9 protein-coding genes are annotated in these 12155 nt (G+C 53.6%); 6 read left to right on the top strand and 3 right to left on the bottom strand.

The genetic code is table 11. From position 1 onward, the window contains the following. Positions 1-50: 50 nt before the first annotated feature. Genes ABD931_RS19245 through ABD931_RS19265 form a run of 5 tightly spaced genes read left to right on the top strand, consistent with a single transcriptional unit; the run spans position 51 to position 4643 of the window. A complete protein-coding gene (locus tag ABD931_RS19245) occupies positions 51-1853 on the top strand; it encodes a glycoside hydrolase family 9 protein (RefSeq protein ID WP_345269519.1) in 1803 nt (600 codons plus the stop codon). A 47-nt stretch (positions 1854-1900) separates the two neighbouring features. Beyond that, a complete protein-coding gene (locus ABD931_RS19250) occupies positions 1901-3955 on the top strand; it encodes an OPT family oligopeptide transporter (RefSeq protein ID WP_345269520.1) in 2055 nt (684 codons plus the stop codon). Between the two features lie 40 nt (positions 3956-3995). Further along, positions 3996-4220 (top strand): DUF8507 family protein, encoded by a 225-nt coding sequence (locus ABD931_RS19255; protein WP_345269521.1) that lies wholly within the window; start codon positions 3996-3998, stop codon positions 4218-4220. Beyond that, complete coding sequence (locus ABD931_RS19260; RefSeq protein ID WP_345269522.1) at positions 4220-4459, top strand: PIN domain-containing protein; 240 nt, start codon at positions 4220-4222, stop codon at positions 4457-4459. The genes ABD931_RS19255 and ABD931_RS19260 overlap by 1 nt, the downstream gene beginning before the upstream one ends. Further along, entirely contained in the window at positions 4419-4643 is a 225-nt protein-coding gene (locus ABD931_RS19265) for a PIN domain-containing protein (protein WP_345269524.1), read from the top strand. The genes ABD931_RS19260 and ABD931_RS19265 overlap by 41 nt, the downstream gene beginning before the upstream one ends. Positions 4644-4693: 50 nt before the next feature. Here ABD931_RS19265 and ABD931_RS19270 read toward each other — a convergent pair whose 3' ends face one another. From ABD931_RS19270 to ABD931_RS19280, 3 genes are all read right to left on the bottom strand, one after another. Next, on the bottom strand, positions 4694-6295 hold the full coding sequence (locus ABD931_RS19270) for a serine hydrolase (protein ID WP_345269525.1): 1602 nt from the start codon (positions 6293-6295) through the stop codon (positions 4694-4696). A gap of 133 nt (positions 6296-6428) precedes the next feature. Then, positions 6429-8978: an FdhF/YdeP family oxidoreductase gene (locus tag ABD931_RS19275; RefSeq protein WP_345269526.1), complete on the bottom strand. Its 2550-nt coding sequence runs from the start codon at positions 8976-8978 to the stop codon at positions 6429-6431. A gap of 141 nt (positions 8979-9119) precedes the next feature. Beyond that, positions 9120-10352, bottom strand: coding sequence for a heparan-alpha-glucosaminide N-acetyltransferase domain-containing protein (locus ABD931_RS19280; protein ID WP_345269527.1), 1233 nt, complete (start codon positions 10350-10352; stop codon positions 9120-9122). A 162-nt stretch (positions 10353-10514) separates the two neighbouring features. Between ABD931_RS19280 and ABD931_RS19285 the strand changes: the two genes are divergently transcribed. Beyond that, positions 10515-12149: an AGE family epimerase/isomerase gene (locus ABD931_RS19285; RefSeq protein WP_345269528.1), complete on the top strand. Its 1635-nt coding sequence runs from the start codon at positions 10515-10517 to the stop codon at positions 12147-12149. The last annotated feature ends 6 nt before the right edge of the window (positions 12150-12155 follow it).

Consider the following 12155-nt stretch of genomic DNA (forward strand, 5'->3'; position numbering starts at 1 on the left):
GGCCGTCAGGGCCTATCCGCAATAGCGACAATCGCGTATATTGGGGCGTTATGCGATACCTGTTTCTGATTCCAGTTTTTACGCTTCTAACCGTTGCTTTCCGGAAATCCGATACCCAAACTGCCTGGGTACGTATCAACTGGCTTGGTTATCAGCCTACTGGCAGTAAGGTGGCCGTGTGGGGCAGTAAAATCGACGAGCCGTTACAGCGCTTCCAGGTTATAGAGGCTAAAACCGGCAGGGTCATGTACGACCATCAGGCTGGTAAGGCTTATGGCACATACGGCCCATTCAGACAGTCATACCGGCTGGATTTCTCCGCCTTCCGTAAACCCGGCACGTATTACCTGAAAACTGGTGTGGTCCGGTCGCCGGAGTTCAGGATTGCCGAAGATGTGTACGAGGGTGCTGCTGATTTTTGCCTCCGCTACATGCGGCAGCAACGCAGCGGCTACAACCCATACCTAAAGGATTCCTGCCATACGCATGACGGCTACACAATGTACGGGCCTATGCCTGACAGTACGCACGTCGATGTGTCGGGGGGGTGGCACGATGCCTCCGATTATTTACAGTATTCGACCACCTCGGCCAATGCCACCTACCACCTGCTGGCGGCTTACCGGGACTTTCCGGATGTATTTGCCGATAAACATCAGGCAAATGGCCTGGAAGGCAGTAATGCCATTGCCGATGTGCTGGACGAAGCCCGCTGGGGCCTCGACTGGCTGCTGAAGATGCACCCTACCGACAACTGGCTCTTCAACCAGCTCGCCGACGACCGAGACCATATGGGTATGCGTATCCCGAAAGAAGATGATTTCTACGGCAAAGGCTTTGAGCGGCCGGTATACTTCTGCACCGGTCAGCCGCAGGGACTTTTCAGGTACAAGAACCGAACAACGGGAGTGGCTTCTACCGCCGGCAAATTTAGCAGTGCCTTTGCGCTGGGTTACCAACTGCTCCGGCCGCAAGACCCGGCTTTTGCCAACCGCCTGCAACACCGCGCCCAAACAGCCTATGCACTCGGTCTCCAGAAACCCGGTGCCTGCCAGACTGCGCCCGGCCGGGCACCTTACTTCTACGAAGAAGATAACTGGACCGATGATATGGAACTGGCCAGTGTGGAACTGTACAATGTAGGTCAGGCAAGGGGCCAGCTTAAACAAGATTATCTCAACAAGGCTATCGCTTACGCAGGTCAGGAGCCGGTAACGCCCTGGATCAAAAACGATACCGCCCGGCATTACCAGTGGTATCCGTTTATCAACATTGGGCATTACGAATTAGCGAAGCAGCTAAAAGCTAAACAACGGCAGGAAATTATCAGCTATTATATAACGGGTATTGACACCATCTGGCAGAAAGCGAAAAACAATGCGTTTTACCGCGCCATACCATTTATCTGGTGCAGCAACAACCTCACTGTCTCGTTCGCTATCCAATGCTACTGGTACCGCAAGCTAACCGGTGATACTCAATATGCTCAACTGGAACAGGCCTGTTTCGACTGGCTGTTTGGCTGTAATCCATGGGGAACCAGTTTCGTATATGGCCTGCCGAGTTGGGGCGACACACCCGTTGACCCCCATTCGGCCTTTACGCACCTGAAGAACTACCCGATCGATGGTGGATTAGTAGATGGTCCAGTATTCGGTAGTATTTACCGGAACCTGATAGGCATCACGCTGAAAGACCCCGACGAGTACGCCGAATTTCAGAGCGACCTGGTGGTGTACCACGACGATTACGGCGACTACAGTACCAATGAACCGACGATGGACGGCACGGCCTCACTGGTTTACCTGCTGGCTGCGAAGCAAGCAGAGAAGAACGCGCCACGTAAGCGATAAATGATTACATTACCCGGCAAATTGGCTGTTTGACTCCTTCACCCCCTATGGAAACAAAAACCGCTACGGAATTTAAACCCTACATTCCTGCCTCCCACTCCCCGGCCGAGTTCACCCTGAAAGCGGTGATTACGGGTGCTTTGTTCGGTGTTCTTTTCGGAGCCGCTACGGTGTATCTGTCACTGAAGGCGGGGCTATCTGTGTCGGCCTCTATACCCATTGCGGTGCTGGCCATATCGCTGGGGCAGCGGTTTCTGAAAACGACTATTCTGGAAAACAACATTATTCAGACCACCGGCTCAGCAGGCGAGTCCATCGCATCAGGGGTGGTCTTTACCCTACCAGGTTTTCTGTTCCTGACCCGAGCCGAAAATGGGCAGAGCGTCGGCGCGGAGTTTTTCAACTACTGGACCATTCTGACGCTGGCCATCCTGGGTGGTTTGCTCGGAACGTTGATGATGATTCCGCTGCGCCGGGCGCTTATTGTGCAGGAACACGGCGTTCTTCCCTATCCGGAAGGGACTGCCTGCGGCTCGGTGCTGATTGCGGGGGATCGGGGCGGCAATTTCGCCAAAACCGCCTACCAGGGATTGGGCTTTGCGCTAGCCTACGCCATGCTGCAAAAGGTGCTGCGTTTTATTGCCGAGGTGCCTACCTGGGCCACCAACCAGGCGAACCGGTATTTTCCGTCGGCGACGGTCAACGGAGAAATTACGCCGGAGTACCTTGGGGTGGGCTATATCATTGGTTTCCGGATTTCAGCTGTATTGGTCGGGGGCGGTATTCTGGCGTGGCTGGCGCTTATTCCGCTATTAGCATCGCTGGTGCCGGGTGACATCATTGCTCAGCAACTCATCAAGTTTGGTTACCTGACGAACCTCGATACCGCCGGTGGCCCCGGTGGCTGGAATCCCGCTACCCGTACGTTCACCGATACCGCATCGGCTATTTACCGTGCTTATATCCGGCAGATTGGCGCGGGGGCTGTAACGGCGGGAGGCTTCATGACCTTGCTGAAAACGATTCCGACCATTGTATCTTCCTTTAAAAGCAGTTTTGGCAAAGTACAGGAGGTAGGGGTTGAAGGTGGGGTCCGGCGGACGGAGCAGGATTTATCGATACGCGTGGTGGTCATCGGTAGCCTGGTGCTGGTGGCCCTGATGGTGATACTGCCGCAGATACCGGGCGATTCGCTGCTGACAAAGCTGCTCATTGGCATCCTGGTTATTGTCTTCGGCTTTTTCTTCGTCACCGTCGCTAGCCGGATTGTGGGCCTCATCGGTTCCAGTTCCTCGCCCGTGTCGGGGATGACCATTGCCACCATTATGGGTACCGCCCTGGTGTTTATCGGCATGGGCCTGACGGGTAAGTTCTACGAACCGGCCGTGCTGGTCGTGGGCGGGATGATCTGTATCGCAGCCGCTACCGCCGGTGCTACCTCACAGGATTTGAAAACCGGCTATCTGGTGGGTGCTACTCCTAAATACCAGCAGATGGCCCTGTTTGTTGGCGTTATAGTCTCGTCGCTGGCCATTGGCGCTACTGTTAAAGTACTCGATACGCCCACCCCAGATTTAGTAGCGCAGGGCATCACCCACGCCATCGGCAGCGACAAGTTCCCGGCTCCGCAGGGTACGTTGATGGCCACGCTCATTAAGGGCCTGCTATCTTTCAACCTCGACTGGCAGTTTGTCTTGGTCGGTGCGTTCCTGGCCTTTGTCATTGAATTGATGGGTATCAGCGCACTGGCTTTTGCGGTTGGCCTTTACCTGCCCCTTTCGACTACCTTGCCTATCTTTGTGGGTGGATGCGTAAAAGCGGCCGTGGACTGGCATGCGAAGCGCAATAACATTGTTGAGGAAGATGCCGACCTGGGCCGGGGTAACCTGTTTGCAACTGGCTTAGTCGCCGGTGGCGCTTTAGCCGGCGTTCTGATTGCCTTACTCTCCGTCAACGATAACATCTACAACGCGCTAGCCAACATCTCACTCGAACCGGCATTAACCGGAGCCCTGGGCGAAGGTGGTTATCAGTTGCTGGGCGCTCTGATGTTTGCAGCCCTGGCGCTGGTGTTGTACCGGGTAGCTACGAAACGAGATTAGTGATTTTTCGGTTAACGTGCTATGAACAAGCACTGATGGTATGGAAAACTCTGCTTCCACAGCACCATGTGGGAAACTTAATCCTATTCAGGTTAGTTTGCTGCGCCTGTTTGATCGGGAGATGACCGACGAACAAGTACTCGAATTAAAACGAGCTTTGGTGAAGCACTACTCAGCATTACTCCATGAAGAACTTACCCAGATAGCAGACGAACGCGGCTATTCTCAAGAAGATTATGACAAAATTCTGAACAGTAAGACTTAATGGTGAGAGCTGTCATTGACACCAACTGCTTACTGGCCTCTATTCCACCCCGCAGCCCATACTATTCGTTGTATCTGGCTTTTGAGGCAGAGCAATTTGAGTGGGTAGTTAGTAATGAAAGACTTACCGAATATGCAGAAAAACTCACGGGTACTTACTCTGCTAAAACTTCAGAGCTAGTACTCACCATTTTAACACTTGCGCCCAATACCTTATTTCAAGAGGCTTATTATAACTAGGCAGCTTATTGATGAAGATCCCGACGATAATAAGTTTGTTGATGTGGCTATCGCTGCGGGTGCTGATTACCTTGTAACGAATGACTCAGATTTCAACACTTTGAAGAAATTAGCATTTCCTCGATTGACTGTAATCTCTTTACAGGAGTTCTTAAATATTTTGAAAAGCGAAGCCGGAAAATAGGCTGCTATTTCTTCTGTTTTCCGGCTTCGCTTTTCATCGGTTTACATTTCTTAAACCGCCCGACGCCCCTGCAGCACGGGTCGTTTGTCCTTCTGCCCCTTACTCATGGCGGTGATGCTGTTCAGGAACTCTACCTGTAGCCCATCCTGCGTAAAACGGCAGGTTACCGTGTCAGAATGCGGAGTCTCGGTAAATTGCCATGTCATAACAAACGTGTTTTCATCCGTCCAGGCACCACTAGCGGCTACGCGGCTGGATGTCCCCGGCTTTTTAGGACTGGGTACCAGATTGGGCGGAGTGCCGGGCATGGTCGTCCTGCCATCTGTCCACCGGCCAATACCAGCCGTGATGGCGTGTGTGCCGCTTTCGTCCTGTACTTTAAAGAGACACGTATTCTTGTCGAAAGTCAGCGATACGGTCTGGACCTTCAGGTCGTTCGGCTCCAGCCTGAATAGCTTACCCGATACGGTCGCCTGTAGGGGTGAGGGAGCCGGCTGAGTAGATAATGGCATCTCCAGCGAAGCCATCTTCTGTTTTAGCTTAGTCTGTGCCGTAGGGTTAGTCGATAGCGCACCCGATTTCATCGCCGGCAGCAGGATGCTCCAGATCTGGTTGAGCGTCGCCTGCATATTAGCGGTTTCGCTCGTGATGGCAACCACCGCATCCTGTTCAGGCATTACCACGCAGTATTGCCCGTAAGCTCCATCACCCCGGTAGCTGTTGTGCCGACAGCGCCAAAACTGATAGCCATAGCCCTGATGCCAATCGCTTTCCGGATTTAACTTAGTAGTACCGGAGCCGGGCGTAGTCGATTGCACCTGAAACGAGGTAGCATTGTTCACCCACGCTTCGGGTACCAGGCGCTTGCCGTTCCACATGCCTTTCTGCAGGTACAACTGGCCGAACTTGGCAATGTCCTCTGTTTTGAGACTTAGTCCCCAGCCGCCGGTGTTGATCTCCTGCGGATTGGAATCCCAGGTAGCACCCGTAATGTCCAGCGGTCCAAACAAGCGGGGTGTCAGGTATTGCAACACCGTTTGGCCGGTTATCTTCTGTAATATGGCGGAGAGCATGAACGTAGCGCCACTGTTATACACAAAATAGGTACCCGGCTGATGCTCGACCGGCAGAGCCAGGAAGTTCCTGATCCAGTTATCACTGGATCTCATGGTTCCCGAGGTATCCTTATCATGCCCCGTCGACATAGTCAGCAAATCTTTGACGCGCATGGCCGCCAGATTAGGACCGACGTTTTCGGGTGTATCGTTCGGGAAGAAGGAAATAACCCGATCGTCCACATTCAGTAGTTTTTCGTTTACCGCCAGCCCAATGGCCGTTGAGGTAAAGCTCTTACTCAGCGAATACAGGGTATGTTTCAGCTCCGGTGCATACGGTGCCCACCAGCCTTCAGCCACTACCTTGCCGTGTCGAACGATCATCAGGCTGTGCAATCCGGCATTGTTCTTTTCCAGCGATTCGACCAGCGCCAGAATGTCGGCGGAGGCTATGCCCTCGGCTTCCGGCGTACTGCGCACGAGCTTAGAACCGGTACGCGCCACCGCCCAGGCCGAACCCGGCAACGTGGAGGCTATACCCAGGCCAGCGACCCCCAAGCCCAGGTGTTTCAGAAACTCACGACGATTAGCTTTCATGAAGTAAGGGTTAGGGTATTTGTTAATCAGAGAGCGAAAACTACGGCTAATCTACTTAACCTGCAATTTCCGCTCCGCTCGTCCGCGTTATAAACGCGGACGAGCACAGGCACAGGACGAGCACAAGGCCGCTTTAAGCTTCTACCGTTACCTGTTGGGCCGTACCGTTCGGGTTGGAGGCTGCCTGGGCCACCGGCTCTACCGTAACAATTACGTATTTCGAGGTGGGTGTATTGCTGATGTAGGCGACACTGGCCACCGGTACCAGTACGTTGGCTTCGGGGTAATAAGCGGCTACGTTACCCCTTGGAATGTCATACGGGATGGCGATGAATTTCTCCAGCTTCCGCTGTTGCCCTTCATAATGGCTGGTAATGTTAACGAGCTGTTGCTTGCCGATCCCCCGCTCCTGCATGTCCTGCTGGTTCATGAAGATGACCCGTCGTTCGCCATGCACACCCCGGTAGCGGTCGTTGTAATCGTATATAGTGGTATTGAACTGATCGTGGCTGCGGATGGTCATCAGGACCAACTGCCCCGGCTCAAGTACGTGCCTGGTCATTTCGGTTACCGTAAAATTCGCCTTTGCGTTTTCGGTTGTGAAGTTGCGTTCGCGGGGGCCGTTGGGCAGGTAAAAGCCGCCGGGCATTCGAATCTTCTCGTTGAACTTATCAAAGCCCGGCACCACACGGGCCACGGCATCCCGAATACGGTCGTAATTGTCGGTAAAGCCCTGCCAGTCTACCATACTTCGGCTCCCTAAGGTCGCCATGGCTATACCGGCGATGATGGCAACTTCGCTTTTCATTTCGCCTTCCAGCGGCTTCAGAACACCCATGTTGATGCTCACTACACCCATGGAGTTTTCGCAGGAAGTAAACTGATGCCCCGACGCCTGCCTGTCAATGTCCAGATGCGTCAGCGTTGGCAGGATCAGCGACAGATCACCGGTGACGAGATGCCCCCGATTGAGTTTGGTGCTGACAAAAACCGTCATCCGCAGCTTACGCATACACTCGGCTACAAATTCCGTATCGGGAGAGGCCGACAGGAAGTTGCCGCCCAGGCTTACAAACACCTTGATCTTGCCTTCATGCATGGCTTTAATAGACTCTACCGTGTCGAGACCGTGCTCGCGGGGCGGCTGGAAGTTAAATGCTTTCTCCAGCGCATCCAGAAAGGCTTTATGCGGCCGTTCCCAGATACCCATGGTGCGGTCGCCCTGCACGTTGGAGTGACCGCGTACCGGACAAACACCTGCGCCGGGTATACCGATGGCCCCTTTCAGCAGGTGCAGGTTGACAATCTCCTGGATGCTCATCACCCCGTTTTTCTGCTGGGTAAGACCCATGGCCCAGCAGGTGATGATTTTCTGCCTGGGCGCTATCAGGTTGGCCGCTTCCAGCAATTGCCCCCGCGACAGGCCACTGATCTCCTCAATATCTTCCCAACTGGTGTTCCGGATATTTTCCAGGAACGCTCCGTAGTTGGCGGTATACTGCCGGATAAATTCATGATCGATCACGGTGCCGGGGCTCCTTTCTTCGGCTGCCAGCAGGTGCTTCAGAATACCCCGCAACACGGCCATATCACCGTTGATCTTCACCTGTAGATATAAATCGCTGATTTTGGTCCCACTGCTCAACAGGGCGCCCACCGCTTTGATGGGGTTCATGAAGTCCTGCGGATTTTTGAAATGATCGAGCCCAGTTTCGTGCAGTGGGTTAACAGCAATAATTTTGGCCCCATTTTTCTTCGCCATTTGCAGCGCGGTGAGCATGCGGGGGTGGTTGGTGCCGGGGTTCTGCCCCATGATTAGTATCACCTCTGCTTCGTGAATGTCATTCAGCGTTACCGATCCTTTACCTAAGCCAATGGTCGGGCTGAGCGCCGAACCGCTGCTCTCATGGCACATGTTGGAGCAGTCGGGCAGGTTATTGGTGCCAAACTGGCGCACAAAAAGCTGGTACAGAAACGCTGGTTCGTTGGGCACTTTGCCCGAGGTATAAAAAACGGCTTCATCCGGCGAATCCAACGCATTCAACTCATCAGCAATCAATTTAAACGCATCTGGCCAGGCAATCTGCCGGTAATGGGTATCGCCTTTGCGGAGAAGCAGCGGGTGCGTCAGGCGGCCGGTATTATTCAGGTCGCGGTCGGTCATGTGCGACAGTTCGACCACGCTATGCCTGGCGAAGAAGTCCGGATCGGCCCGGCGCGTATCGGCATCGGAGGCCGTCGCTTTTGCCCCGTTCTCGCAGAACTCGGCGACCGATCGGTCACCGTCCGGGTCCGCCCAGGCGCAGGACGAGCAGTCGAAGCCGTCTTTCTGGTTGAGCTTCAACAGGGCGTGCGTACCACGACCCACCCCGGCCTCTCCCCACGAAAACGCTATAGACTTATATACAGCAGGTACGCCAGCCGCTGTTTTGGCCGGTTTGGTGAGTCGCAGCCCGGTAAATGCTTCGGGTGGCTGAGCCAGCACCGGGAATTTATGTTTGGCGTTCACGGTATCAGGTGCGGGCGGAAGATGGGTATCGGCATTTGGCTTACCGGCCGGGTTATAATGGTCGTTTGTGCGCTCAGTGCCCTGGCTGGGTCGGTCACCGCTTTGGGGTTGATTAACAGCTCCCTGTTCGGCCGGGTTGCTGGGTTGAGATAGGTTATTAGGGGATTTTTCCATAACTCATAAGCGCCGTATAATGGGAACGGCACCATTTATGTAAACGGATGGACAACAGCTAAGGTTTACCCGCATGTATCGCTGTGTTTAGCGTTGGCAGGCACGTCGTTACACGCTACGCAAAGGCTCAGCATAGGCTGTTTACAACCTCAGCCGAATACCGCGTCTACTTAGAGCACCGGCAAACCATACACACAGCAGCGCGAACACCAGCGACTTCAGCAACCCAACAACTCCGGTGAGCAGGAACGCCGGCAGGCTAAGGTCGGCCAGCACCACAACTGCGTAGGCGAAATAAGGGATCAGGTAGCACAGCAACGTATCGGTGCCGCCCGGTTTGATAAGGCTGAACCACGACGCTTTGCTGCGCAGGTCGGCCAGCCAGTAAACGGCCATGAATGCCAGTATGGTGAAAGCACTGCACACAAACAGCCACGGTGGAGTAGCTCTGATTTTGGAGATGTCCCAAAAGGTACGGGTATAAAAGCCCAGGATGAGCAACGCGGCCACGCTGCCGCCCAACACCAGCATCAGCAAACGATTATCGTGCTGCTTTCGATAGTGTTGAAAAATAAGTGTGGTCAGAATGCCGCCCAGCGTAAACGCCGGTAAGGTTCCACCAATGATGGCGTTGGGCAATACCTTTAGCAGACTTTCTTTTGGAATCAAATGCGCGCTGGAAATTATACTGAGCGCACAGAACACCAGCCATACCAGTACAAGCGGAACAAACTTACCCCGGGTGAAGGTATAGCTTAGCGCCCCGACCAGATACGACCAGCCGATCAGGCCCAGAATACCCCACCAGTACGTAGAAAACCGGTTAACGCCCTCGCCCTCGCCACCCCGGTACAGAAACGCCAGCGTGAGCAGGATGCCTACACCGGCAAACTGCGCAAGCCGGACTGCCCACGCATTGGCTGTTTTCGGGTATACGTTCCAGATCAGAATAAAGGAAAGACAGGACAGCGAATACCATACCACCCGCTGCATTCCGGTGGCTTGGGCATTAATATATTCGCCGTTTACCAGAAACAAGCCCATTACCAGCAATGCCAGCGTCCGGCTGCCAATGTGTACCAATAATTGGTAGCTCTTATCGCCCTTCTGCCGGCGGGCACTTACCGAAAAGGGTATCGACATGCCGACGATAAACAGAAAAGCCGGGAAAATGGTATCGGCAAAACCCAGCCCATCGGCATCGGCAGAGACATGCTCCAGCCAGGTCGGGATATTCGTCAGCGACCATAAATCATTAACGAAAATCATCAGCACCATAGTAATGGCCCGGAGTATGTCGATGGAGGCAATTCGGGCCGGGGGGGGCTGTAGCGCAGAGCCGGCAGTGGGTGTAGTAGCGGTAGGGTTTACCATGCTGTTTGGGAGACGATTGTCTCGGTTTAAGCTATAATTTACGGGAAAAGTACAATCCAAAATTGAAAATGTAAATTGCTTTGCCTTAACTTGAATGCCTTTATACCGAAGGCAGTAACTGAGTACCTCGTTTTGCCTTTCCTCCTTAACAGTCCTTTGCCCATGAAACAGAAAACGCTAACGCTTAGCCTTGTAGTAGCCGGTTTACTCCCCTGGCTATCTTTGTCCTTTACCTCAATGTACCCAGGACCTGATCCGGCGGTCAAAGCCAAACTGGCGGCTGAGATTGAAAAATCGATTAAAACAGAGTTGCTGAATAAATGGTATCCGCAGGCGGTCGATCAGGAATATGGCGGCTTTCTCAGCACCTTTACCTACGACTGGAAACCTTCGGGCGCGCAGGATAAAATGATTGTAACCCAGGCCCGCCACATTTGGTCCAATGCCAAAGCGGCTCAACTATTTCCGGAAGAATCGCACTACCTGACCAGCGCCCGGCATGGCTATCTGTTTCTCCGCGATAAGATGTGGGACAAAACCCATGGCGGGTTCTACACGCTGGTTGATCGGCAAGGTAATGCCAAACGGGGAGCCAACGGCTCATTACAAAAAACTGCCTACGGCAACGCCTTTGCTATTTACGGACTGGCGGCTTATTACCAGTCATCCGGCGACACCAGTGCCCTGAACCTGGCGAAGAAAACCTTTTTGTGGCTGGAGCAGCACAGCCATGACCCCAGATACAAAGGTTATATTCAGGATCTGGCCGAAGATGGTACCCCGCTGAAACGCACCGCTGATACGCCGGTAACCTCAACAGTAGGCTATAAAGACCAGAACAGTTCTATTCACCTGCTGGAGGCTTTTGCCGAACTATACCAGGTTTGGCCCGACCCGCTGGTGCGCGAACGCCTACAGGAAATGCTGGTGCTGATTCGCGATGTTATTGTTACTCCCACAGGCTACCTCACCCTGTTCCTCACCCCCGATCTAAAACCCATTTCCTTCCGTGACCAGCCCGAAGAGGAAATCAGGAAGCACTACTACCATATTGACGAAGTTTCGTTTGGGCACGACATTGAGACGGCCTTCCTGCTGCTGGAGGCCTCGCACGTGCTGGGACTGGAGCATGATGCCAAAACCATGCAGATTGCCAAAAAAATGGCCGATCACACCATCCGGACGGGTTTCGATCCCGGTGTGGGGGGCATCTACGATGGCGGCTACTACTTCAAGGGTAAAGACAACATCACCATCATCCGCGAAGGCAAAAACTGGTGGGCACAGGCCGAAGGACTCAATACCCTGTTGATGATGGCCGACTTGTACCCTAACGACCCGCTTAACTATTTTAGCCGGTTTCAGCAGCAGTGGGACTATATTGACAAATACGTAATTGACCACGAATACGGTGAGTGGTTCCAGGGCGGCATTGATAAAGAGCCGAAGCAAAAGACGGCCTTGAAAGGACAAATCTGGAAGGCCTCGTACCACCAGTTCCGGTCGCTTTTCAGCGTATTGCAGCGCCTGCGCCCGGATACAGCCCCGCCGACCGTACCCAAAAATGTAAAGGTCAGCGCAACGGGAAACGCTATGCTGGTAAGCTGGGATAAATCGACGGATAATCGCAATCTGATCGGCTATAATATTTACCAAAATGGTAAAAAGATCGGCTTCACCCCGCTGACCAGCTTCGCTGTACCCGATGCCAGTAAGCAAAAAGGCAGCAAAGTAACCGTGCGGGCCGTCGATTTTCAGGGGAATCAGTCGGGAGTGAGCATGGTAGCCTCGCTTTAAAAACTA

This window comes from Nibrella viscosa (genome assembly GCF_039541875.1).
Classification (GTDB): domain Bacteria; phylum Bacteroidota; class Bacteroidia; order Cytophagales; family Spirosomataceae; genus Nibrella; species Nibrella viscosa.

Coding starts and splice junctions, on each gene's coding strand:
- ABD931_RS19245 (WP_345269519.1), top strand. CDS start 51: ATGCGATACCTGTTTCTGATTCCAGTTTTTACGCTTCTAACCGTTGCT.
- ABD931_RS19250 (WP_345269520.1), top strand. CDS start 1,901: ATGGAAACAAAAACCGCTACGGAATTTAAACCCTACATTCCTGCCTCC.
- ABD931_RS19255 (WP_345269521.1), top strand. CDS start 3,996: ATGGAAAACTCTGCTTCCACAGCACCATGTGGGAAACTTAATCCTATT.
- ABD931_RS19260 (WP_345269522.1), top strand. CDS start 4,220: ATGGTGAGAGCTGTCATTGACACCAACTGCTTACTGGCCTCTATTCCA.
- ABD931_RS19270 (WP_345269525.1), bottom strand. CDS start 6,295: ATGAAAGCTAATCGTCGTGAGTTTCTGAAACACCTGGGCTTGGGGGTC.
- ABD931_RS19275 (WP_345269526.1), bottom strand. CDS start 8,978: ATGGAAAAATCCCCTAATAACCTATCTCAACCCAGCAACCCGGCCGAA.
- ABD931_RS19280 (WP_345269527.1), bottom strand. CDS start 10,352: ATGGTAAACCCTACCGCTACTACACCCACTGCCGGCTCTGCGCTACAG.
- ABD931_RS19285 (WP_345269528.1), top strand. CDS start 10,515: ATGAAACAGAAAACGCTAACGCTTAGCCTTGTAGTAGCCGGTTTACTC.